This window comes from Roseovarius sp., assembly GCF_030373445.1.
Classification (GTDB): Bacteria; Pseudomonadota; Alphaproteobacteria; order Rhodobacterales; family Rhodobacteraceae; genus Roseovarius.
The window spans coordinates 48,507-69,592 of sequence record NZ_JAUCYU010000002.1 but is presented as its reverse complement, the minus strand read 5'-3'; the positions used below and the strand labels follow the sequence as shown (position 1 = coordinate 69,592).

Here is a 21,086-nt window from a genome sequence, read left to right as displayed (position 1 = left end):
GCCCGCCATGCTGAACGCCGTCCTGCTGTCCTTCTTCTTCGGCATGCCCGCCATCGTCGCGGTCGCCACCGCCCGCAACCTCTCCTTCCCGCCGGCCCGCGCGCTCATGTTCTGGGGCGGCTGCATCGCCGTGGTCCTCGCCGCCATGGTGATCCTGCCGATGCTGGCCTGCGACGGCTCGCTCATGACCGGCTACGACACCTGCCTCGGCAGCGCCGCGCTGGGCGAAACCGTCACCGGCACCCTTCCCCTGCAGGTCCTCGCCGGCAAGATCTACATCCTCGCCGGCATCCCGCTGGCCATTTTCGCCCACGCCGCCAACCTCCTGCTCGGGCGCAAACCCCGCCCGGCCTGACCGCCCCCTCTGGCATGTCCCCCGGTTTGCCCCTAAACAGCCGGTGACACACCCGACAGGCGGCAATCCATGCTCAAGACCCGCATCATCCCCTGCCTCGACGTGGCCGACGGCCGCGTGGTGAAAGGCGTAAACTTCGTCAACCTGCGCGACGCGGGCGACCCGGTCGATGCCGCGAAAGCCTACGACGCCGCCGGCGCCGACGAGCTCTGCTTCCTCGACATCCACGCCACCCACGAAAACCGCGGCACCATGTTCGACGTGGTCCGCCGCACCGCCGAGAACTGCTACATCCCGCTCACCGTGGGCGGCGGCGTGCGCACGGCGGAAGACGTCCGCGCCCTGCTGCTCGCCGGCGCCGACAAGGTCAGTTTCAACTCCGCCGCCGTCGCCAACCCCGACGTCGTGCGTGAGGCCGCAGACCGCTTCGGCAGCCAGTGCATCGTCGTTGCCATCGACGCCAAGACGGTCTCCCCCGGCAAGTGGGAGATCTTCACCCATGGCGGCCGCAAGCCCACCGGCATCGACGCGGTCGAATTCGCCAAACTGGTCGAGGCAAAGGGCGCCGGCGAAATCCTCCTCACCTCGATGGATCGTGACGGCACGCGCGCGGGCTTCAACTTGCCCCTCACCCGCGCCATCTCCGATGCCGTCTCGATCCCCGTCATCGCCTCGGGCGGCGTCGGCAATCTCGACCATCTCGTCGACGGAGTGACCGAAGGCGGCGCCTCCGCCGTGCTCGCCGCCTCGATCTTCCATTTCGGCGATTACACCATCGCCCAGGCCAAGGCCCACATGGCCGAGGCCGGCATCCCGATGAGAACCGGCGCATGACCCTCGAAGAGCTCGAACAGATCGTCGCCACCCGCGCCGCCGCCTCACCCGAGGAAAGCTGGACCGCCAAGCTGCTCGCCAAGGGCCCCGAAAAGGCGGCCGAGAAATTCGGCGAGGAAGCGATCGAGGCCATCATCGAAGCGGTCAGGAACGACCCCGCCCGCCTCACATCCGAGGCCGCCGACGTGCTCTTTCACCTGCTCGTCATGCTGCACGCCCGCGGCGTTTCCGTGGCCGACGTCATGGCCGAACTCGAAAGCCGCCAGTCCCGCTCCGGCCTCGCCGAGAAAGCCGCCCGCAAGTCATGATCCGCCACATCGTCTTCTTCACCGTCCGCGACAGGGCCGATCTCGACCGCGTGCGCGAGGGCCTCACCCTTCTGGCCGACATCCCCCATTCCAACCACTGGGAAGTCAGCCCCAACCTCAACGCCGACAAACTCACCGAGGCCCCGGTCGACCTCGTCGTCTACGCCGAGTTCACCGACGCCGCCGCCCTGCAGGCCTACAAGGCGCACCCGCTCTACCAGCGCTCCATCGACATCGTGAAACCGCTCCGCGAAACCCGCATCGCCGCCGACATCGAAGCCGCCCCGGCATAACGCCACGCCCGCGCTTCTTCTGGCCGAAAATATCCCGGGGAGTCGCGCCCCCGGCGCGACGGAGCAGCGCCCCGAACCACGCTCACAGTTTCGAGGAAATCACCCCGGTATTGAACCCGCCCATGCGCAGTTCCCCGAACAGCCGCTGATACTCGATCTTCGGACACCGGTTCATGATCACGTCGACGCCCCGCGCCCGCGCCTTTTCCGCCGCCGCCTCGTGGACCACGCCGATCTGCATCCAGATCGTCTGCAGTTCCGGAAACGCCTCCAGCGCCTCGTCCACCACCTCCGGCACATGCTCCGGCCGGCGGAAGATATCGACCATGTCGACCGCCTCGCCGATATCGGAGAGGCTGGCATGCACCTCGCGCCCGAACACGCTCTGCCCGGCATAGGCGGGGTTCACCGGAAACACCTCGAACTTCTTCAGCGACAGGTAGCGCGCCACGTAGTAGCTCGGCCGCACCTCGTTGAGCGATACGCCCACCACCGCGATACGGCGGGTGCGGTTCAGGATGCGGCGCAGGTGGGAATCGGAATAATGCTCGGTCATGTCATCAGGAATAGTCCGGGCCGGGTGTCCGTGAAAGCGTTCGCTCCGTCCGGGCATAAAAAAAGCGCCCGGGCAATTCCCGGGCGCCAGTCGCGGAACGAGGGACAGTGAAGAGAAACGCCGGTGTTCCGTACCAGCGCCTCTGGGACATTAGATAGGTCCGATTTCAAGAATAAAAAGAGAATGTAATATAGCTGTGAACGGCGAGTTAACGCGCCCGTGAGCTCAGTCGAAGATATCCTCGACCTCGTCCCAGATCTCCTCGACCAGCCGCCGCAGCATCGGCTTGCGTTTCTTGCGCTTCTGCTTGTGTTTCACCGGGTGCCATGACCGGTGATACCCGTGGTCGCGCTCCCTCGGCGCCTCGCGTGGATACTCGGGCAAGCCGCTCCGCGCCGCGCCGCGGCCATTGGAAGATTTCCTTTCCCGCCCAGGTTCTTGCGGCATCGACTTCATGTTATGCAGCGGTGCGCCGCACCCCTGGCAGGTCAGCTCGTGCCGCGCCCGGTCAAACACCAGAACCGCGCGCGTGCCGCAATAGCAGCAGGTAGCAATCTTTCGTCCCTCGGGCATCCGTCCCCCGTCAAAATCCACCCCTCCGATAAAGGCACTCCGCCGCCCGGTTGCAACCGCAACGGCTGGACGGGCGTGCCGCCCCCGACGTATGATTCGCCCATAGGTTTAGCTGCCGTGGATCAATACAATGGATATCGTTTCGCTCAGGGCCCATGCCGACGATGGCCTTCCCTTCCGGATCAAGCTTGAATCGGTCAACAAGGGCATCGGACTTGCCGCCCTCCTCCTGCCCTTCGTGCTGCTGTTCATCAGCGCCCTCGGCAACACCTGCCCCGGTATCGATTCCATCAGCCACTATTATTACGCCCGCCTCGGCGGCGACATCCTCGTCGGCACGCTCTGCTTCATCGGGCTGCAGATGACCTTCTTCTACCACCTCCCCGCCGCCCCCGGCGGGCAACAGCAGGCGGTCGACGGCTATCTCGGTCACAACACGTGGGACATTCGCGCCGCCCGCCTCGCCGGGCTCTGCGCCTTCGGCGTGGCACTCGTCCCAACCACCGGCAAGGGCTGCGAGGATTACGGCGGCCTCGCCTCCCGCGTGTTCCTCACCAACACCCAGGGCGGCCACGCCACGCAAGCCCCCGACACGCCCGTCACCGGCACCGCCAGCTTCGATTTCTGGGCGACCCTCGGCATCAATGACGGCCTGCTCACCTACATGCATTACGGCTCGGCCGCCGGCATGTTCCTCGTGCTCGCCTATTACTCGCTGGTGGTTTTCCCCCGGCCCCAGTCGCCCGCCTCGGTCACCGCCACGGGCCACTGCCACGGCAACAAGCGCCTGCGCAACCTCGCCTACCGCACCTGCGGCGTCCTGATCCTCGTGGCCATCGGCGCGCTGGTCTACAAGTTCATCCGCTCCTTCGGCCTCGAAGACCCGCTTCAGGGCTTCTCGGCCTGGAACCGCGCCAACCTGACCTTCTGGTTCGAGGCGTTGGGGCTCGTGGCCTTCGGCCTGTCATGGTGCCTCAAGGGCCGCCTCTTCGGCCTCCTGCGCGATGAGCCGCCGCTGGCCTAGCCCTCCGCCCGCGCGGCATAAAGCGACACCGCAGCCGCGTTCGACACGTTGAGAGACCCGAACGCGCCGGCAAACGGGATCCGCACAAGCTGGTCCACCGTCTCCCGGGTCTTCTCTCGCAGCCCCGGCCCCTCGGCCCCCAAGACCAGCGCCACGGGCCGGTCCCGCCGCCCCTCCAGCGCCTGCTCGATCGTCGCTTCCGCCTCGCCATCGAGGCCCAGAACCACGTAACCCATCCCCTGCAACTCGGTGATCGCATCCGACAGGTTCCGCACCCGTAGGTAGGGCTGCCGCTCCAGCGCCCCGCTCGCCGTCTTGGCCAGCGCGCCCGTCTCGGGCGCCGAGTAATGCCGTGGCGCCACCACGGCACAGGCGCCGAACACCTCGGCCGAGCGCAATATCGCCCCCACGTTATGCGGGTCCGTCACCCGGTCGAGCATCACCACCCGTGGCACCCGCTCGCCATCGCCAAGACACCGGTCCGCCAGGCTGCCCCAGTCCAGCGGCTTCACCTCCAGCGCCGCGCCCTGGTGCACCGATTGCGGGTCGAGCGGCGCCGGGAACTTCCGCGCATCCGCCATCTCGGGCTCGACCCCGGCCTCCGCCACAACGGCCTCGCCCAGCCGGTCCAGCGCGTTCTTCGTCACCACCAGCCGCAGCTTCTCGCGCGCCGGGTTCTGCAGCGCATCATGCACCGCGTGCAGCCCGAAAAGCCAGACGGTCTCGGCCGATGCGGCCTTCTTCGCCTGCTCCTTCTCGACGACCCAGCGGGGTTTCTTCGTGGCCATCTCAGCCCTCCTTGTCCGGGCCGCGACAATGCGCGGCCATCGTCCCGCCCGCAAGGCATTTTCCGGTTGACGGGCCAAGGCGGCGCTTCTAAATACGCCGTCACGCCACGGGGCAACCCGGGGCTCAGTGGGCGACAGGCCGCAAGGTGTGGCAGGGGACTGTAACTCCCTCGCGGAGACGCACGCTAGGTTCGATTCCTAGGTCGCCCACCACTTTCCCCTTCTCGAAACCTCACCGCTTGTGCTTGGGCTTCCAACTGTCCCGCCAGCGCTTGAACCGCCCGCGATGGTGATCCACCCGGTCGCCCGCGGCATCCCAGCTCTCGCCGATATCGTCGAACACCGGGTCGATCCGCCGCGCCCGAAACCGCCGCCACAGCATCCAGAGGCCAAGCGCCACGGCAAGAAAACACCCGATGATCAGGATGTTGAACCACGGAATTCCAGTCCCCACATCCGGCCCCGCCACGGCCCGCACGCTGACCGCGTTGGGATAGATCGACATGAATTCGTTGCGCCATCCATAGTGCTTGATCGACACCCATTTCGGGTTTTCCCCGGTCGACCTCTGGTCCGCCGCCTCGGCCTGAAGGTTCGAGGTGTCGAACTTGAAATAGGGCGGCCAGCCCCAGCCGGTATCCTCGTTTCGATAGACCATCACCCGGCCGTTCGTCCGTACCGCCTGGATGAAGAACACGTCGCGGTTCACCGCGCCGGTATCGTTGCCCACGTCCGGGCTTGCCCAGAAGATCGAGTTCTCCCCGAAATCGATCCGCTTTTCATAGGTATCGGTGATCCGCGCGATATCGTGCTGCGGCAGGGTGTAATGGAAAAACGCCGCGATCAGCACCCAGACCACGATCCAGAATGCCCATTTCAGATAAACCATCGCCCCGCCTCAGTGAAAATTCGTAAAGTAAATGACCGCGCTGATAACCACGACCGGCACGATATAGACGCCCCAGATCAGCTTGCGGCGCAGCGAGCCCTCGTATTCCTTCAACCCGGCGTCGATATAGGCCTCCCGGTCGCCCGGCCGGCCCTCTTCCTCCCACCATTCGGCAAGCTTCCCCTTGCGCACCGAGCGCGAATAAAGCGACAGGCACAGGTAGATCACCGTCAACACGATGAACCCGATCACCACGAGCTTGGCCAGTGCCGCCATTGCCTTACCTCCTTACCGGCCCCCACGGGCCCACCAGCTCGATCAGCTGGTCCATGTCCCGCTCCGGTTCCGGTTCTTCCATCGGCGCTTCCCTGCCGAAGAGTGCCTTGCGCGCGCCCACCTTGTCCACCTGATATTCCCGCAGAAGGTATTCGACCACGAAGGCCTTCTTGGTCTCCGTCCAGCCGGAATAGCGGCGATAGAACAGCTCCTTGTGACAGATGAAGAGCTGCCGGAAATCCTTGGGCGCCAGCTCCGCCAACAGCATGTTGACAAGGTCCGCGTCCTTGTGTGCCGACGCCCGCAGCGTGTAGAAATAGGCCGGGCTGTCGCTGCCGATGGTGGGCCACGGCCCGCCGCTCTCGGCCCAGTTCAGCAGCGCGGCCAGCGCGTGGAACTCCTCCGGCAACTGCCCCGCATGGGTGCGCGCCAGCCGCCGCATGTCGGTGCGCGTCCGCCCGGCAAGGTCCACGCCCGCATCGGCCAGCGCATCGACCATCAGGAAATCCATCTTCTGCCGAAGCAGCGCGCCCGCGTCGATTCCCCGCGCCTTTACAATGGGTTCCACCATTCCGTTCAGGTCGAGGAAATTGGCGATCCGGTTCCGCTCCTCAAGCCCGAAAACATACTCGATCGGCAACTCGCCCAGCCCCTCCTTACCGGCAGAGGCCAGCACGCCGGGCAGTTCCAGGTCCTGGAACAGGTAGAGCCCGCCGAAATGCGCCGTCCAGAAATTGCGCTGCTCGAACTCCATCTGCTTGAGCGTCACCGGGTTGCGCACGATGTCCCCGGTCTCACCCGCCAGCCCGATCATCTCGGCGATCAGCACGTCGTCGAACCACGCGTCCTCCTCGTTGAGGAACCGGTTCACCTTCTGGTCCAGCTCCGCCGCCCGCCGGATACGCCCGTTCGTCGTATCCGCCTCGATCACGATCCGCCGGATATCGAAAAGCCGTTTCGGTTCAGACATATCGAAGACGGAGTTCACCAACTCCCCCGCCACAGCATCCCGTGCCGTCAGGGCGAAAAGCGCCGGCTCGTTCTCCTCGATGAACTGCCGCAGGATGCCCCGCGATGTGGAGAATTTCGCATCCAGAAGCGGCGCCGTCTTCTGCGCCGTGGTGAGCAAGATGAACTGCCGGTTCACCCCCGCATGGTTGAGGTAGAGCGGATCATCCAGCTCGTCCCCCACCTCGGGCGAATACCCCGAAATGTCGATGTAGAAATCGGTAAGCCCCGTCTCCTTCCCCGTCAGGTGCTTGAGCGCCCGGTTATACCGCTCCACCAGCGCGGGGCTGTCCACGTGGATCAGGTTGCCGAACATCAGGCCGGATGTGATCAGGCGTTTCATGACGCTACCCCCGCCCCGGCCCCCGAGCCGGTGCCTCCCCAAATGTCCGAAACCAACGACCGCATCACACGCTCCCCTTCCGCGCCATGTCCTCGCCGCGCAACCGTTCCACCCGCTGCGCCGCGTTGAACCAGAAAAGCCCCAGAAGCGGCACCCACAGCAAGGCCGCTTTCAGCGACGACACGATCATGAACCAGGCATACGGCCAAAGCCCCATGATCTCGATCCCCGCAGCAATACCGCGCTTGTCGAAAAGCGCGGAAACGCCCGCCGAAACCCCGATCATCAACAGGACACACAGTGCCATGCCGCCCACCACCCGCCGATGCGAGCGCGTGCGCCCCGGGATCAAAACCAGCGGCAGAACCACCGTCGCCCCGGCAATCAACGCCAGCGGAAGCCCGGTATTCCAGAAGTCTATCGTCGTCTCGTTCAATCGCGCCTCCCGCGCGCCGGCCCCGTCGCGAAGCCGGCCTCACCCGTCCTTCCCCTCCAGGTACCGCCGCTTGGCCTCTTCCGTCCGCCCGAACTCCCGCACCATGGTCTCGATCGCCACCTCGTCCGACTTGTCGGCATAGCGGAATTCGGAATCCGCGTAGCGGTTGATCTCCTGGATCACCATCTCCACCGTGATCGGCTGGCGCAGTTCCTCGATCATGCCCAGCTTCTCCTCGTAGGGCTTGAACAGGAAGCGGTCCGGCTCCTCCATCCATTCGTCCGGCAGTTCGAAATCCATCGCCCGCACCTTCACCGCGTCGGTGATGTTCTTGATCGCCCGCCCGGTGAACCGCTCGTCGGCCTCCTGGATGCCCTTCAGATAGGTGCCCAGCTTGGCGATCGTATCCAGCTTACCAAGGTCTTTTTCCACGCGATCATAAACCTTTAGAAGCCCATCCTCATGCGGTCGGCCATGACTCTCGAAGCTCTTGGCCACCGCCTTCTTGATCTCCTGCGCGGCGTAAAGCTCGTGGCTCCCGAGCGGGATATCGTGGTTCTTCCCCATCAACAGGTGCAGGATGTCGATGTAATCCTCCCGCGTCTGCGGCCCGTCCACAAGGAACCGCGCCCCCGCCCGCTGTCGCAGCGCGTCGTCCACGTTCTCCGGGTAGTTCGAGAACATCCCGAAGGTGCAGTTCCCCCGCACCACCGTGTTCGCCCCCGAAAAGCTCTCCATCAGAACGGCGGTGATCTCCAGCTGCCCCGCGCTCGACTGCCGGTCGCCGCGCTTGCCGGCCAGCTGGTCGATATCATCCACCGTCCCGAACCCGATCACCCCCGGGTCCAGCACCGTGTTGATGAATGTCTTGGCGTTCTGCGCGGATTTTCCCTGATAGGAATCAATGCTTTCCGTGGAAAGGTTCATGTAGCGGAACGGATAGCCCGCCACCTCGCAATAGCCGTTCATCAACCCCGCCATCATCCGGATCAGCGTGGTCTTCCCCGTGCCCGGCTTGCCGTCGCCCATGAAGGTGAAGATGAACCCGCCCAGCTCCACGAACGGGTTCAGCCGCCGGTCGAAATCATAGGCCATGATCATCTTGGCCAGCTTCAGCGCCTGGTACTTGGCGATATGGTTGCCCACCACCTCGTGCGGCTGCTTGAACTCCATGGTCAGCGTGGTCGACTTGCCCTTCGCCGCCGCCTCGAAGCCGCGAATGGTGAAATCATCCGCCTCAACCCGCCAGCTTGCCCCGGTAAAGGCGCCCAGCCGCCCGGCATTCTGGGCCCGGAGCGCGACCTTCTCCATCACCTGCTCGGCAAACGCCGCCACCACCGCCACCAGCCGCGCATCGTCGCCCGCCAGCCCGGCGATATCCTGGTCCAGCTCCCAGAGCAGCCCGTGCAGCGCCAGTTGCGCGTTGTCGGTGAGCAATTCCTCGACCTCGCCCACCTCTACCGACACTTCCGAGCCATGCGGCCCCATCAGGAACGCGGTCGCATTGGCAAACACATGCGCCACCGCCAGCGCCTCGGCGCCCAGCAACTCGGTGAACTCCGTCTTCCGGTCCGCCCCCAGCGACCCCGCCAGGTTCGCCCGCCGCAGCTCCGCCAGCCCCGTCGCCTCGGCAAACGCCTCGCCCACCGCCAGCGCGATCGCCAGCGCCCGGCGCAGCCCGTGCATCACCGTCGCCTGCAACGGGCTCGTCAGCGGGTCATCCCCGTCCGCCGCCGCGATCGTGGCGAGCAAATGCACCCCCTCGGCCCGCGCCGTCGAGCGTGTCACCAGCCCCGGCGTCGTCGTCCGGAACCGCCGCCGCGTGCCAAGCCCGGCCGATCGTTCCACCTGCTCGGTCTCCCGCGGCTTGCCCACGCGCGGCGTGTGGTCGAACCCGTCCAGCATGGCCTCGGCCGCCTCGTAATGTTTCGCGATCTCCTCCTCGCGAAGCTCCATCGTATCGGCCGTCAGGCTCATCGCTTCAAAATCTCCACCGTTTCATCCGAAATCGCCCCAAGGCCGCTCGGCCCATAAAGGTTGTAGGACAGGTCGTTGGGATAGACCTCCGTCCAGTAATAGCCCTTGGTCTCCCGCAACAGCACCACCGGGTACCGGTCGCCCGCGAAACACACCCGCGTCACCGTCTTGTCCCGCGAAAGCAGCCCCTTCACCGTCTGGTAGCACGGCCCCGTCCGCGGCCAGACCCCGCCATAGCCCGTTCGCTCGATGGGCTGGAAGCCCCACGACACCAGCCAGCGCTTGACCTGTGCCGGGCTCTCGTTGCGCACCGCCAGCCGCTCGGCGACCCGTTCGGCCGGCGGCGCCGCCGGCTCCTTTATCTTGGCGCAACCTGCCATGAGAACGGCCGACGCCATCATCAGAAAACCAAACCGATTCAACGCGCTGCCTCCCGTTCTTTTATCTTTCCGAAAATACTCAAGATCCCACCCCTCAATACCGCAGAACGCGGCCGCCCGGGCTCACCACGTATTTCGTCACCGCCGCGAACCCCGCCGGCGCCTTCTCGGCCAGCACCTGGTAGGGCCGTTCCGGCAGGATGATGCTCCGCTCCGTCCGGGTGGCCCCGGTATCCACGCCGCGCCCGGAAAACGGGTCGAGCGCGAAGACCTCGCGCTCCACCGTCCCGAACCAGCCCGACCGCTCCTCGCGCACCCGCTCGCTTTCCAGCACCTCGTCCGTCCAGGCCAGCGCCCAGTCCTGCCCCTCCGGCGCATGCGCCTCGGCCAGAACGTCCCGGATCGGCCCCGACTGCTCGGTATAGGCATGCGAATACATCGGCCCCATGTGCAGCCGCCGCAGGCGCTTGGGGTGGATGTCGTCGAACGTCTCGTCGAAGCCCCGCGCGATGGTCAGAAGCTTCAGCCCGCCCAGCGCCTGCCCCATCAGGTGCGCCTGCACCTCCGGCCAGCGCCGACCGTCCTTCGGCAAGGGTGTGCGCCCCGTATCCTCGATCTCCATCAGGTAGACGGTCGGCAGGTTGACCTGGCTGTCATAGACCGCCCAGTGCATCAGGTAGCGCCGCCGCTCGCCCATCCCGCTCAGCCAGACAAGCTGCGGATCATTCTGCGCCCAGAACAGGTGCCCGCGGATGAGCTCCTCGTAATAAAGCCTTTGCGACAAGGCGAATTGCAGCTTCGTGGGAATGACCCGCTCGCCGATGATCTGCTCCACCATCTCCCGCTTGAGCGTGTCCGCGCCGGGCATGTTCTGCAAATGGCGCCCGGCCTGCTGGGCGTCGTTGGCCATCACCATCAACTCGTTGAAGACGGGAAACCCGCTCTCCCGCACATCCATCGCCAGCGAGCCGAAAAACCGCCCCGTGTCGCGGCCCACCAGCAGGTACTTCATGCCCAGCGCCCGGAACGTATAGGCGATGCCCTGCACGTAGCCGGTCAGCACCTCCACCTCTTCCTTGTCGAACTTGCCGTCCGCCTGCATCACCGCCGCCACCCGGTTGAGATGCTGCGTGATCCGCTCGAACTTGGCGAAATACCGGCGCGAGGCGTAAAGGTCGCTCAGCCCGACATGGTCGTTGGCCGCAGCGCTCCGCGCGTTCTGTGGCAGTTCATCAATCAATCTTGTTCCGATCTACCATTATCTGTTGGTCCTTGTAGGCATCGAGCGTCACCGCCCCGCCCTTCGTGGTGGCCATGATAAAGGCGATCATGGCACCCGCCCCGATCACGCCGGCGATGGATAGCCAATAGACCTGGTGACGGGCCGCCAGCATCGCGATGGCCAGGAAGCCGGCCACCAAACCGTAACGCACCACGACCCGCAGCACGAGCTTGATGGCCTTCCCTTCGCTCACTTACGCCCCATAAAGGTTCTTGTCGTGCTTCTCGATGATCTTCGCGAAGCGCCGCGCGAACCGCTCGTCCGCCTTGGCCTTCGCCTCCAGCACCTCGCGGGCGAACACCATGTGCCCCTCGTGCTGCTCCATCATGTCGGCCATCCGCTGGTTGGTGGCGGCCCCGATCCCGGCCATGGCGCTCTGCGCCTCCTGGTCGGTCTGCACCCCGATCTCGTTGATCCGGTGCGCCACGTCCTGCTGCTGCGCGGTCTTCAGCGATTTGGTCAGCGCATCGTACAGCACCACCCGCTGCTTGGTATCCGTCTGCAGCTTGTTGATCAGCACCATCTGCGTCGCCGCCTGGTTCTGAAGGCTGTCGACCCAGGTCTTGCCCTTCTCGATATAGCGCTCCAGCGTCTGGCTCTTGGCCAGCTTCACCTGCTCTTGCTGCACCTTCTCGTTGTACTTCGCGTTCATCTCCGCCAGCTGCGTCTCCAGCTTGGTCCTTGCCGCCGCATCCGTCTCGTTGGCGATCTTGTTTTCCAGCTGGATGATCTCCGGGTCGAGCCCCTGGATATCGGCGCGCAGCGTCTCCAGCTCGCCCACCGTCGCCTCCCGCTCGTCCAGCGTCTCGGACAGGTTCTGCTCCACCTTCACCTTCTGCTCCTCCAGCATGGTCAGCTGGCCCTCCAGAAGGTTCACGATCACGTCCGACTTCGAAATCAGGTCCTGCAGCTTGTCGTCGATATTGGCCGTGCGAATCCGGTCCTGCCGCATGCTGTCGGCCTTGGCCTTGGAAAAGACCCCGACGAAACTCTCCCACCCGGTCTTGTTGCGCATCTCGTCGAAATCGCGCGAGAACGCGGCGGTCACATCGTCGAGCCCCATGATCAGCTCGGCGATATTCGCGTTCATCGTGTCGGTATGCGCATGCACCTCCTCCAGCGTGGCGTTCTCGATGTCGAGCGTGGCATCCTCGCCGCCCTTGATCTTGCTGCGCGCCGTCTCGATCCGGCTGGTCAGCTCGGCGATCCGGGCCTGCGCCTGCTCCACCTGCTCCTGGCTTTCGCGCACCTGCGCGTCCAAATCGGCCATCGAAAACTCCCTGTCTGAAACATCCTCGCGCCCAATATATGCGGATCGCCGCGAAACTTAAGCGGAAACGCATGGCCCGAGGCAAGCCCGCGGCGTCTTCTGGCCGAAAATATCCCCGCCGGAGGCATTAATCTCTTCCCGCGCCCCCGCCCCGGCCTCCGCTGCCTCACGAGCATCGCGCCACCGCCCGCCCCGAGCACCGCCGAGAATCGCCCCAAACTCCCCCTTCTGCCCCGGCCCCTCGCCGCCTATACTGGCCCAAAGGGCAGACAGGCAGGACAACCCCGGACATGGCCGCAAAGGCGCGCGAAACCCAACCGTTCAACGTCGTGATCGTCGGCCAGGGCGGGCGCCTGCAATACGAGGCGATCCTCTTCGCCGCCTCGATGCAGATGAATTCCCCCGACTTCCCCGGCCGCCTCATCGTCGCCGAACCCCGGCCCGGGCCCCTGTGGGAGAAGGATCCCACGATCCGCGGCGACGACACGCTCGAACTCCTCGACCGCCTCGGCGCCGAGATCCTCCCTTTCGAGTCGCACCATTTCGGCGAGGCCTACCCCTACGGCAACAAGATCGAGGCCCTCTTCGCCCTGCCAGAGGGCGAGCCCTTCGTCTTCTTCGACACCGACACGCTCGTCACCGGCGACCTCGCCACCGTCCCCTTCGACTTCGACCGCCCCACCGCCTCGCTCCGTCGCGAGGGCACCTGGCCCGAGATCGAACTCTACGGCCCCGGTTACACCCAGATATGGAAATCCCTCTACGACCGCTTCGGCCTCGACTTCGAAAGCTCGCTCGACCTCTCGCAACCGGATGAATACTGGCGCCGCTACCTCTATTTCAACGCGGGCTTCTTCTTCTACAAATGCCCCCACGTCTTCGGCCAGCGCTTCCTCGACTACGCGCTTTCCATCCGGGACGACCCGCCGCCGGAACTTGTCTGCCAGTCCCTCGACCCCTGGCTCGACCAGGTGGCGCTGCCCCTCGTCATCCATTCCCTGGGCGGCGGCCGCGACACCCTGCCGGAAGGCCTGCTCGACGGCGAGATCACCTGCCACTACCGCATGCTGCCCCTGCTCTATGCCCGCGAATCCGACCGCGTGGTCGAGGTGCTGGAAGAGATCGCCGCCCCCAACCCGGTCAAGAAGGTCCTCAAGAAATACGACCCGATCAAGTTCATGGTCTACCACGGCCGCGGCCGGAAGGCCCGCGCCCTCTTCGACCGCGACAACCTCCCCCGCAAGGAACAGGCGATCCGCAACACCATCCGCCGCAATGGCTACTGGATGCGCTGACCGGGGGAACCTGCGGCTACGCCACCGGTTGACCTTCCGATGGTGCAGATCGAAGACATGCTGTTTCAAAGCTGGTCCGACCTCTTCCGCGTGGTCCTCGTCGGCACGCTGGCCTATGTCGCGCTCGTGGCCATGCTGCGCATCTCCGGCAAGCGCACGCTGGCCAAGCTCAACGCCTTCGACCTCGTCGTCACCGTCGCCATCGGCTCCACGCTGGCCACCATCCTGCTCTCCAAGACCGTCACGCTCTTCGAAGGGCTCACGGCGCTGCTGCTGCTGATCGGCCTGCAATGGGTCGTCACCGCCACCTCGGTCCGTTCCGCCCGCGTCGCCCGGCTGGTCCGGTCCGAGCCGCAGCTTCTCGTCTACCGGGGCGAGACCTGCGACGACGCGATGCAGCGCGAGCGCATTACCCGCTCCGAGCTCGACACCATCCTCCGCTCCTCCGGCCTCGCCTCGCCTGACCAGGCCCAGACGGTGGTGCTGGAAAGCGACGGCTCCTTTTCCGTCACCGCCGCCCCCGGGGCCGCGATGGCCGAAAAACTCCCCGCCGGCGTCGGCGACAAGGGCTCCGGCACCGGCTGAGCCCCGTCGGAAACGGGCTTTGCCCCATTCCGCGACAAAATCCGGAAATTGTGTGCTAAACTTCTCCGGCTTGATCATGACAGCGAATGGATATTGCGCCGTGCCTTTCACAAAGCCCTTTCTTTTCACCGCCCTCTGCGCCGCCACCCTCGGCGCCTGCAGCGAGCCCGCCGAAGTCCGTCGATTCGAAATGCGCGTCGATGACTCCTATTACACCGTGACCGACCGCAAGCCCGGCTTCGCCCTTTTCGGCACGCCCGCCGCCCACCGCACCGTGCGCGTGAACGGCACAGACGTGCCCTGCCCGGACATGCCCTGCACCGGCGCCATCCGGCAGGCCGCCCATACCGACGGGATGGACGAGTTCCGCCTGCCGCCCCCCGGCGCCGACCTGACGACCGAGTGATCCCGCCAACATCGTTGTTGTTCCGGTCCTGAACTTGTCTTACCCCTGTGTGCAACGCATTCAGGGAGGTTTCACATGTCCGACAAGATCCACGAATTCGGCTTCGACACGCTGCAAATCCACGCAGGTTCGCGCCCCGACCCGGCCACCGGCGCCCGCCAGACCCCGATCTACCAAAGCACGGCCTACGTCTTCCGCGATGCCGAGCATGCGGCCGCCCTCTTCAACCTCCAGGAAGTGGGCTACATCTATTCCCGCCTCACCAACCCCACCGTCGCCGTCCTGCAGGAGCGCATCGCCACGCTCGAGGGCGGCTCCGGCGCCGTCTGCTGCTCCTCGGGCCACGCGGCCCAGATCATGGCGCTCTTCCCGCTCATGGCGCCGGGCCGGAACGTGGTCGTCTCCACCCGCCTCTACGGCGGCTCGGTCACGCAGTTCTCGCAGACCATCAAGCGCTTCGGCTGGTCGGCCAAGTTCGTCGACATCGACGACACCGACGCGGTGAAAGCGGCGATCGACGATGACACGCGCGCGATTTTCTGCGAATCCATCGCCAACCCCGGCGGCCACATCGCCGATCTCGACACGCTGTCCAAGATCGCCGACGACGCGGGCCTGCCCCTCATCGTCGACAACACCTCCGCCACCCCCTACCTCTGCCGCCCTATCGAGCATGGCGCGACCCTCGTCGTCCACTCGATGACCAAGTTCCTCACCGGCAACGGCACCGTCACCGGCGGCTGCGTCGTCGATTCGGGCACGTTCGACTGGTCCGCCTCCGACAAGTTCCCCTCCCTCTCCGCGCCCGAGCCCGCCTATCACGGCCTCAAGTTCCACGAGACGTTCGGGCCACTGGCCTTCACCTTCCACGGCATCGCCATCGGCCTGCGCGACCTCGGCATGACGCTGAACCCGCAGGCCGCGCATTACACGCTGATGGGCATCGAAACCCTCTCGCTGCGCATGCAGAAACACGTGGAAAACGCCGAAACCGTCGCCGCCTGGCTCGAAAAGCACGACGCCATCGAGGCAGTCACCTATGCCGGCCTCAAATCCTCGCCCTCCTACGACCGGGTGGCGAAAATCTGCCCCAAGGGCGCCGGCGGCCTCTTCACCATCGCGCTCAAGGGCGGCTACGAGGCCTGCGTCAAGCTGGTCGACAACCTCGAACTCTTCAGCCACGTCGCCAACCTGGGCGACACCCGCTCGCTGGTGATCCACTCGGCCTCCACCACCCACCGCCAGCTCACCCCGGAACAGCAGACCGCCGCGGGCGCCGCGCCAAACGTCGTGCGCATCTCCATAGGGATCGAGGATGCCGACGACATCATCGCCGACCTCGACCAGGCCCTCAAGAAAGCGTCAAGCTGACCCACTTGGAGCCAACCGCCCCGCGCCTTATATCCACCGGAATGGGGCGCTGGGCTTTTACTTTCCCTCGGATCGAAGCTGCGGTAAAATCGGTGTTCTCAAACTGTATGTACGCGTGTGAACTCCTTGTGCTAAAGCGTTGCCGATGAAACCGAATTTTGCGCTGACACTTTCTTTCGACGGGATCAGCCTGCTGCACCGCACGCACGCAGGCTGGCACCTCGTCGGCGAGGTCGCGCTCAATGCCGAGAATCTGGCGGCCGACCTGGCCGAGCTCACCGCCAAGGCGCGCATGCTCGACCCGACCGGCCTGCGCACCAAGCTCGTCCTGCCCGACGACCAGATCAAGTATCTGGCCCTCGAAAGCTCCGCCCGCGACGTCAACACGATCGAGGCCGAGGTGCGCGCGGCGCTCGACGGCGCCACGCCCTACCCGCTGAAGGAGCTTTCCTACGACTGGTCTGTGCGCGACGGACGGGTTCACGTCGCCGCCGTCGCCCGCGAAACCCTGGCCGAGGCCGAGGCCTTCGCCCAGGAACACAGCCTCAACCCGCTCTGCTTCGTCGCCATGCCGGCAGACGACGCCTTCGCGGGCGAGCCGTTCTTCGGCGAAACCGCCTATGCCGGCAAGGTGCTCGGCCCCGACGAATCGGTCGACCGCGAGAACGAGGTCATCCGCATCGTCGGCGCGGCCCGCCTGCCCGAACCCGCCCCCGTTCCTGCCAGCCCGGCCCCGGCCGATGACACCGATGCGCAACCGCCCGCCGACCCCGAGGCCGGGCCGAAGGCCGACGCCAAGCCCGAGGCCGGCGCGAAACCACAAGCCGAGCCCGCCCCGCAGCCAGGGCCGGAGTCCAAGCCGAAGCCCAAAGCGAAACAGCGGCCGGGGGCTTCCCCTGATACCGACGCCGAGGCCGAGGCGGAAGCCAGGCGCGAAAGACAGGCCCGCAAAAAGGCCAAGGGCAACAAAGCCCGTCAGAAAGACTCGCAGCCCGAGGCGAATGCCCCCGAAACCCCAGCCAACGCCAAACCGGCCAATAGTAAACCTGCCAATGAAAAACCTGGCAGGGCGAACCGTGCCAACGACAAGCCCGCCGCTGAAAAGCCTGCGCGCGACAAGCCCGCCGACAAGGGTTCCGCTCCGGCAGACGCCGGACCAAAGACCGCCCCCACCTTCGCCTTCACCTCGATCCGCACCGCCCCCCGCGACGGGTCCGGCGAAACACCGCAACCCGGCCGTATCTCTCCCCTGCCCAGCGCGCGTTTCACGCCGCCGCCCGTCTCCGGCATCCGCAACCCGCCCCCCCCGGCGGACCAGCCGCAGGCCAGGCAAAAACCGGCGGAGAAGGCCCCCGAGATGCAGGCCGCCGAGCTTGCCGCCTCCCTCGCCGCCGTCCCTGCGCCCGAGCCCGAGAACGAATTCGCGCCGCGAACGAAAGACGACGACTACACCGGCCCGCCGCCGGCAAGCATCACCCCGGAAGTATCCGGAAAGAAACGCAAATCCGGTATCGGCGGCTTCCTGTCCCGGCGCCAGGCGCCCGAAGGTCTCCCCGCGGACAAGCCCCGCGCAAAGGGCCGCCAACCCGCCCCCGGGCCGCTCCATTCCGAGACCAGCATCGCCTCCGCGACCGATCCGCAGCCCACCGCCGCCGCCCGTTCCCTCGACGAGAAGGACCGGATGACCATTTTCGGCGCCCGCCGCTCCGAAAGCGTGCAGCCCGAGAAACCGCGCTACATGGCGCTGATCCTCACGGCCATCCTGCTGCTCATCCTCGTGGGCGTCGCCGCATGGGCCGCGCTCTTCCTCGATAACGGCGTCGCCGGCCTGTTCCGCAGCGGCGACCCGGTCGAAACGGTCGAACAGGCCGAGCCCGATACCGACACCATCGACGAGGCCGTCTCCGCCGCCCTGACCGAACAGCCCGCCGCCGAAGACGGCACGGCCGATCCCGACACCGAGACCGCCGCGCTCTCCGACGGTGACCCCGACCTGCCCGGCAATCCCGACGCAGAGCTCGAAGTCCTGGAAGAACCGCCGCCAACCCCCCGCCCCGAGCTCGTCCCCGAAGAGCTGACCCCGGACGAGGCACGCGCCCGCTACGCGGCAACCGGTATCTGGCAAATGGCGCCCGAGCCTTCACAGGCGCCGGGCGTCACGACTCTGGAAGATGTCTACCAGACCAACCTCGACCCCGAGGTGAACTTCTCCGACGCGGTCGCCCTGCCCGAGGCCGAAGACCTTGCCACGGGCGCCCGCCCCGTTACGCCGTCCGATCCGCCGCCGCCCGGCGTGCGCTACCAGCTTGACGCGCGCGGCTTCATCGCCGCCACCTCCGAGGGCGCCGAAACGCCCGAGGGCGCCATCGTCTTCAGTGGCCCGCCGCCGATCATCCCGCCCGACACGCCCCCGCGCGCCTCGGCCGAGGTGGTCGATGGCCCCGCCGCGGCCGCGCCCGACAATCCCACGATCCGCCCCCGCGCCCGGCCCGGCGACCTGCAGGAAACCCGTGAACGCTCGATCCTCGGCGGCATGACCCGGACCGAACTGGCCGGCTTCCGCCCCCGCCCGCGCCCCAAGAGCGCCCAGCAGGAGGCGGTCGAGGCGCTTGCGCAGGAAACCGGCATCGACCCCGACAGCGCCGACCCGATGGCCACCGCCACCGAACAGGCCGTCGCCGCGTCGCTGAAGCCACAGAACCGCCCCACCGGCTTTGAAACCATCATCGCCGACGCCCGCAAGGCCGCCGCCGCCGCGCGGGAGGCCGCCGCCTCGGAGCCGGTCAGCCGCGAACAGCGCGTCGCCGTCAACATTCCAACCGCCACCTCCGTTGCCCGCGCGGCGACAGAGAGAAAGCAGATTTCCCTGAGAAAACTGAATCTTATCGGCGTCTACGGCAAAGCCAACAGCCGCCGCGCGCTGGTGCGCATGGCCAATGGCAGTTATCAGAAGGTCCAGGTTGGAGATCGCCTCGATGGCGGCCAGGTCGCCGCCATCGGCGAGAGCGAGCTGCGCTACGTCAAGGGCGGCCGCTCCGTCGTCCTGAAAATGCCCCAGGGCTGACCCGGGGCGCTGGCGCGAAGGGCGGCAGCCCGCCCCTCGCCGCACGTGGGCCTCAGCCCGCCTTCAACTCGCCACTGTCGATCTGCTCCTGCTCGATCGATTCGAAGAGCGCCTTGAAATTGCCCTCGCCGAACCCGTCATCGCCCTTGCGCTGGATGAACTCGAAGAAGATCGGCCCGATCACGGTTTTCGAGAAGATCTGCAACAGGATCTTCGTCTCCCCGCCATCGACCACGCCTTCCCCGTCGATCAGGATGCCATGTTTCTTCATCCGGTCGATCGGCTCTTCATGTCCGGTCACCCGCTCCTTCGAAAGCTCGTAATAGGTATCCGGCGGCCCCGGCATGAATTTGACGCCCATATCGGCGATCGCATCGGTCGAGCCATAGATATCCTCGGACCCCACCGCGATATGCTGGATTCCCTCGCCATTGTACTTCTTCAGGTACGACACGATCTGCCCGGTCTCGCCCCGGTCCTCGTTGATCGGGATGCGGATCCGCCCACAGGGCGAGGTCAGCGCGCGGCTGTAAAGCCCGGTGAACTTGCCCTCGATATCGAAGAACCGGATTTCCCTGAAATTGAACAGGTCCCCGTAGAACCGGAACCACTTGTCCATGTTCCCCTTGAACACGTTATGCGTCAGGTGATCGAGGTAATAGAACCCCACGCCCTTGGGCTTCGAGACTTCAAGCCATTGATATTCCTCGTTATAGGGCGAGGTGTCATGGTACTGGTCGATGAAATAGATCAGGCTCCCCCCGATCCCGTAGATCGCCGGCACGTCCAGCACGCGGCCATCCCCTTCATATGGTTCGGCCCCCTTCGCCACCGCATGCTCGAACGCGTGCTGCGCATCCACCACGCGCCAGCCCATCGACGGCGCGCAAGGCCCGTGCTCGTCCACGAATTTCTGGCCAAAGCTGCCTTTCTCGGCATTCACCACGTAGGTGATATCGCCCTGCTGCCACAGCTCGATATCCTTCTCCTTGTGGCGCGCCACCTTCTCGTACCCCATCGAGGCGAAAAGCGTCCGCAACTCCTCCGGCTCGGGGTGCGCAAACTCGACGAATTCGAACCCGTCCGTGCCGGCGGGGTTCTCCTCGGTGATCTTTGATTGCGGGCGGTCATGCGGGAACGGTCCCATGGCGCATCTCCTTCGCGTTTGTTCCTGTTCGGATCAAATATACCGCATCCCGCATACGGAATGTGCGCATTCATGGCCTGATTTCACGCGCACCCTGCGTGAGATTTGCAAATCTGTCGCGCAAGCCGCATAATATCCGCATATGCTTGATGAAACCGATATCCGCCTGCTCTCGGCCCTCCAGAAGAACGCGCAGCTCACCGCGCAGGATCTCGGTGCAGAGCTCGGCCTCTCGCCCAGCCAGGCGGGCCGCCGCCGCCAGCGGCTGGAAACCAGCGGCCTGATCCGCGGCTACTCGGCCAAGCTCGACCCCGTGCAGCTCGGCCTCGCCATCCAGGCCTTCGTGCAGGTCGAACTCTCCAGCCACGGGCCCGAGCAATCGCGCTCCTTCACCCGCCTGCTCGACACCCGGCCCGAAGTCGTCAGCGCCTGGACCCTAACGGGCAACGCCGATTACCTTCTCCGCGTCTATTGCGAGGACCTCCCCGCGCTCAACCGCCTGATCCACGAGATCCTTCTGCCACACGCCGCCGTCGCCAAGGTGCAAAGCCAGATCGTCATGGACCAGTGCAAACCCGACGCGCCCCTGCCATTATGACCGAAACACCGTTACGAAGGACTTAACA

24 protein-coding genes and 1 tRNA gene are annotated in these 21,086 nt (G+C 65.7%); 12 read left to right on the top strand and 13 right to left on the bottom strand.

Going from position 1 to position 21,086, the window contains the following annotated elements; genetic code table 11:
• The first annotated feature begins 7 nt into the window (after positions 1-7).
• The 4 genes from QUV18_RS03805 (at position 8) to QUV18_RS03790 (ending at position 1,790) form a co-directional block, all read left to right on the top strand.
• Complete coding sequence (locus QUV18_RS03805; RefSeq protein ID WP_300892105.1) at positions 8-355, top strand: hypothetical protein; 348 nt, start codon at positions 8-10, stop codon at positions 353-355.
• A gap of 69 nt (positions 356-424) precedes the next feature.
• A complete protein-coding gene (gene hisF / locus QUV18_RS03800; RefSeq protein WP_300892104.1) occupies positions 425-1,189 on the top strand; it encodes an imidazole glycerol phosphate synthase subunit HisF in 765 nt (254 codons plus the stop codon).
• Positions 1,186-1,497 (top strand): phosphoribosyl-ATP diphosphatase, encoded by a 312-nt coding sequence (locus QUV18_RS03795; protein WP_300892103.1) that lies wholly within the window; start codon positions 1,186-1,188, stop codon positions 1,495-1,497. The genes hisF and QUV18_RS03795 overlap by 4 nt, the downstream gene beginning before the upstream one ends.
• Positions 1,494-1,790, top strand: coding sequence for a Dabb family protein (locus QUV18_RS03790; RefSeq protein WP_300892102.1), 297 nt, complete (start codon positions 1,494-1,496; stop codon positions 1,788-1,790). Before QUV18_RS03795 ends, QUV18_RS03790 begins: the two co-directional genes overlap by 4 nt.
• 82 nt (positions 1,791-1,872) lie before the next feature.
• On the opposite strand, the gene QUV18_RS03785 is transcribed toward QUV18_RS03790, so the two are convergent.
• Together QUV18_RS03785 and QUV18_RS03780 are read right to left on the bottom strand one after the other, a co-directional pair.
• Entirely contained in the window at positions 1,873-2,346 is a 474-nt protein-coding gene (locus QUV18_RS03785; RefSeq protein ID WP_300892101.1) for a CoA-binding protein, read from the bottom strand.
• Positions 2,347-2,571: 225 nt separating this feature from the next.
• Positions 2,572-2,919, bottom strand: a complete 348-nt coding sequence (locus tag QUV18_RS03780) for a hypothetical protein (RefSeq protein ID WP_300892100.1) — start codon at positions 2,917-2,919, stop codon at positions 2,572-2,574.
• 130 nt (positions 2,920-3,049) lie between these two features.
• On the opposite strand from QUV18_RS03780, the gene QUV18_RS03775 reads away from it, so the two are divergent.
• Positions 3,050-3,943 carry a hypothetical protein gene (locus QUV18_RS03775; protein ID WP_300892099.1) on the top strand — a complete coding sequence of 298 codons (894 nt, stop codon included), beginning with the start codon at positions 3,050-3,052 and terminating at the stop codon, positions 3,941-3,943.
• On the opposite strand, the gene rlmB is transcribed toward QUV18_RS03775, so the two are convergent.
• Positions 3,940-4,731 carry a 23S rRNA (guanosine(2251)-2'-O)-methyltransferase RlmB gene (gene rlmB, locus QUV18_RS03770; RefSeq protein ID WP_300892098.1) on the bottom strand — a complete coding sequence of 264 codons (792 nt, stop codon included), beginning with the start codon at positions 4,729-4,731 and terminating at the stop codon, positions 3,940-3,942. The two genes, QUV18_RS03775 and rlmB, sit on opposite strands and share 4 nt — an antisense overlap.
• Positions 4,732-4,860: 129 nt before the next feature.
• Between rlmB and QUV18_RS03765 the strand changes: the two genes are divergently transcribed.
• Positions 4,861-4,944 (top strand) — tRNA-Tyr (locus tag QUV18_RS03765).
• A 19-nt stretch (positions 4,945-4,963) separates the two neighbouring features.
• Here QUV18_RS03765 and QUV18_RS03760 read toward each other — a convergent pair.
• The 9 genes from QUV18_RS03760 to QUV18_RS03720 form a co-directional block, all read right to left on the bottom strand.
• A complete protein-coding gene (locus QUV18_RS03760; RefSeq protein WP_300892097.1) occupies positions 4,964-5,620 on the bottom strand; it encodes a DUF1523 family protein in 657 nt (218 codons plus the stop codon).
• A 9-nt stretch (positions 5,621-5,629) separates the two neighbouring features.
• Complete coding sequence (locus QUV18_RS03755; protein WP_300892096.1) at positions 5,630-5,896, bottom strand: hypothetical protein; 267 nt, start codon at positions 5,894-5,896, stop codon at positions 5,630-5,632.
• A 4-nt stretch (positions 5,897-5,900) separates the two neighbouring features.
• The gene (locus QUV18_RS03750) at positions 5,901-7,247 is read right to left on the bottom strand and encodes a DUF6638 family protein (protein WP_300892095.1); all 1,347 of its coding nucleotides are present in this window, start codon (positions 7,245-7,247) and stop codon (positions 5,901-5,903) included.
• Positions 7,248-7,311: 64 nt separating this feature from the next.
• Positions 7,312-7,683, bottom strand: coding sequence for a hypothetical protein (locus QUV18_RS03745; protein ID WP_300892094.1), 372 nt, complete (start codon positions 7,681-7,683; stop codon positions 7,312-7,314).
• A gap of 39 nt (positions 7,684-7,722) precedes the next feature.
• On the bottom strand, positions 7,723-9,660 hold the full coding sequence (locus QUV18_RS03740) for an ATP-binding protein (protein WP_300892093.1): 1,938 nt from the start codon (positions 9,658-9,660) through the stop codon (positions 7,723-7,725).
• On the bottom strand, positions 9,657-10,040 hold the full coding sequence (locus QUV18_RS03735) for a hypothetical protein (RefSeq protein WP_300892092.1): 384 nt from the start codon (positions 10,038-10,040) through the stop codon (positions 9,657-9,659). The genes QUV18_RS03740 and QUV18_RS03735 overlap by 4 nt, the downstream gene beginning before the upstream one ends.
• A gap of 94 nt (positions 10,041-10,134) precedes the next feature.
• Entirely contained in the window at positions 10,135-11,280 is a 1,146-nt protein-coding gene (locus QUV18_RS03730) for a hypothetical protein (protein ID WP_300892091.1), read from the bottom strand.
• On the bottom strand, positions 11,273-11,515 hold the full coding sequence (locus QUV18_RS03725; RefSeq protein WP_300892090.1) for a hypothetical protein: 243 nt from the start codon (positions 11,513-11,515) through the stop codon (positions 11,273-11,275). The genes QUV18_RS03730 and QUV18_RS03725 overlap by 8 nt, the downstream gene beginning before the upstream one ends.
• The gene (locus QUV18_RS03720) at positions 11,516-12,592 is read right to left on the bottom strand and encodes a hypothetical protein (protein ID WP_300892089.1); all 1,077 of its coding nucleotides are present in this window, start codon (positions 12,590-12,592) and stop codon (positions 11,516-11,518) included.
• A 290-nt stretch (positions 12,593-12,882) separates the two neighbouring features.
• On the opposite strand from QUV18_RS03720, the gene QUV18_RS03715 reads away from it, so the two are divergent.
• The 5 genes from QUV18_RS03715 to QUV18_RS03695 all read left to right on the top strand — a co-directional run bounded on the left by QUV18_RS03715 (position 12,883) and on the right by QUV18_RS03695 (position 19,313).
• Positions 12,883-13,887 carry a hypothetical protein gene (locus QUV18_RS03715; protein WP_300892088.1) on the top strand — a complete coding sequence of 335 codons (1,005 nt, stop codon included), beginning with the start codon at positions 12,883-12,885 and terminating at the stop codon, positions 13,885-13,887.
• Positions 13,888-13,926: 39 nt separating this feature from the next.
• Positions 13,927-14,472, top strand: a complete 546-nt coding sequence (locus tag QUV18_RS03710) for a YetF domain-containing protein (RefSeq protein ID WP_300892087.1) — start codon at positions 13,927-13,929, stop codon at positions 14,470-14,472.
• A 190-nt stretch (positions 14,473-14,662) separates the two neighbouring features.
• On the top strand, positions 14,663-14,878 hold the full coding sequence (locus tag QUV18_RS03705; RefSeq protein WP_300892086.1) for a hypothetical protein: 216 nt from the start codon (positions 14,663-14,665) through the stop codon (positions 14,876-14,878).
• Positions 14,879-14,953: 75 nt separating this feature from the next.
• A complete protein-coding gene (locus QUV18_RS03700) occupies positions 14,954-16,249 on the top strand; it encodes an O-acetylhomoserine aminocarboxypropyltransferase/cysteine synthase family protein (protein WP_300892085.1) in 1,296 nt (431 codons plus the stop codon).
• Between the two features lie 145 nt (positions 16,250-16,394).
• On the top strand, positions 16,395-19,313 hold the full coding sequence (locus QUV18_RS03695; RefSeq protein ID WP_300892084.1) for a hypothetical protein: 2,919 nt from the start codon (positions 16,395-16,397) through the stop codon (positions 19,311-19,313).
• 52 nt (positions 19,314-19,365) lie between these two features.
• On the opposite strand, the gene hppD is transcribed toward QUV18_RS03695, so the two are convergent.
• Positions 19,366-20,460 (bottom strand): 4-hydroxyphenylpyruvate dioxygenase, encoded by a 1,095-nt coding sequence (gene hppD, locus QUV18_RS03690; protein ID WP_300892083.1) that lies wholly within the window; start codon positions 20,458-20,460, stop codon positions 19,366-19,368.
• Between the two features lie 142 nt (positions 20,461-20,602).
• Between hppD and QUV18_RS03685 the strand changes: the two genes are divergently transcribed.
• Positions 20,603-21,058 (top strand): Lrp/AsnC family transcriptional regulator, encoded by a 456-nt coding sequence (locus QUV18_RS03685; protein ID WP_300892082.1) that lies wholly within the window; start codon positions 20,603-20,605, stop codon positions 21,056-21,058.
• Positions 21,059-21,086 lie beyond the last annotated feature (28 nt).

Coding starts and splice junctions, on each gene's coding strand:
- QUV18_RS03775 (WP_300892099.1), top strand. CDS start 3,050: ATGGATATCGTTTCGCTCAGGGCCCATGCCGACGATGGCCTTCCCTTC.
- QUV18_RS03735 (WP_300892092.1), bottom strand. CDS start 10,040: ATGGCAGGTTGCGCCAAGATAAAGGAGCCGGCGGCGCCGCCGGCCGAA.
- QUV18_RS03780 (WP_300892100.1), bottom strand. CDS start 2,919: ATGCCCGAGGGACGAAAGATTGCTACCTGCTGCTATTGCGGCACGCGC.
- QUV18_RS03790 (WP_300892102.1), top strand. CDS start 1,494: ATGATCCGCCACATCGTCTTCTTCACCGTCCGCGACAGGGCCGATCTC.
- QUV18_RS03755 (WP_300892096.1), bottom strand. CDS start 5,896: ATGGCGGCACTGGCCAAGCTCGTGGTGATCGGGTTCATCGTGTTGACG.
- hisF (WP_300892104.1), top strand. CDS start 425: ATGCTCAAGACCCGCATCATCCCCTGCCTCGACGTGGCCGACGGCCGC.
- QUV18_RS03750 (WP_300892095.1), bottom strand. CDS start 7,247: ATGAAACGCCTGATCACATCCGGCCTGATGTTCGGCAACCTGATCCAC.
- QUV18_RS03785 (WP_300892101.1), bottom strand. CDS start 2,346: ATGACCGAGCATTATTCCGATTCCCACCTGCGCCGCATCCTGAACCGC.
- QUV18_RS03715 (WP_300892088.1), top strand. CDS start 12,883: ATGGCCGCAAAGGCGCGCGAAACCCAACCGTTCAACGTCGTGATCGTC.
- rlmB (WP_300892098.1), bottom strand. CDS start 4,731: ATGGCCACGAAGAAACCCCGCTGGGTCGTCGAGAAGGAGCAGGCGAAG.
- QUV18_RS03710 (WP_300892087.1), top strand. CDS start 13,927: ATGGTGCAGATCGAAGACATGCTGTTTCAAAGCTGGTCCGACCTCTTC.
- QUV18_RS03685 (WP_300892082.1), top strand. CDS start 20,603: ATGCTTGATGAAACCGATATCCGCCTGCTCTCGGCCCTCCAGAAGAAC.
- QUV18_RS03805 (WP_300892105.1), top strand. CDS start 8: ATGCTGAACGCCGTCCTGCTGTCCTTCTTCTTCGGCATGCCCGCCATC.
- QUV18_RS03695 (WP_300892084.1), top strand. CDS start 16,395: ATGAAACCGAATTTTGCGCTGACACTTTCTTTCGACGGGATCAGCCTG.
- QUV18_RS03740 (WP_300892093.1), bottom strand. CDS start 9,660: ATGAGCCTGACGGCCGATACGATGGAGCTTCGCGAGGAGGAGATCGCG.
- QUV18_RS03705 (WP_300892086.1), top strand. CDS start 14,663: ATGCGCGTCGATGACTCCTATTACACCGTGACCGACCGCAAGCCCGGC.
- QUV18_RS03795 (WP_300892103.1), top strand. CDS start 1,186: ATGACCCTCGAAGAGCTCGAACAGATCGTCGCCACCCGCGCCGCCGCC.
- hppD (WP_300892083.1), bottom strand. CDS start 20,460: ATGGGACCGTTCCCGCATGACCGCCCGCAATCAAAGATCACCGAGGAG.
- QUV18_RS03700 (WP_300892085.1), top strand. CDS start 14,954: ATGTCCGACAAGATCCACGAATTCGGCTTCGACACGCTGCAAATCCAC.
- QUV18_RS03720 (WP_300892089.1), bottom strand. CDS start 12,592: ATGGCCGATTTGGACGCGCAGGTGCGCGAAAGCCAGGAGCAGGTGGAG.
- QUV18_RS03760 (WP_300892097.1), bottom strand. CDS start 5,620: ATGGTTTATCTGAAATGGGCATTCTGGATCGTGGTCTGGGTGCTGATC.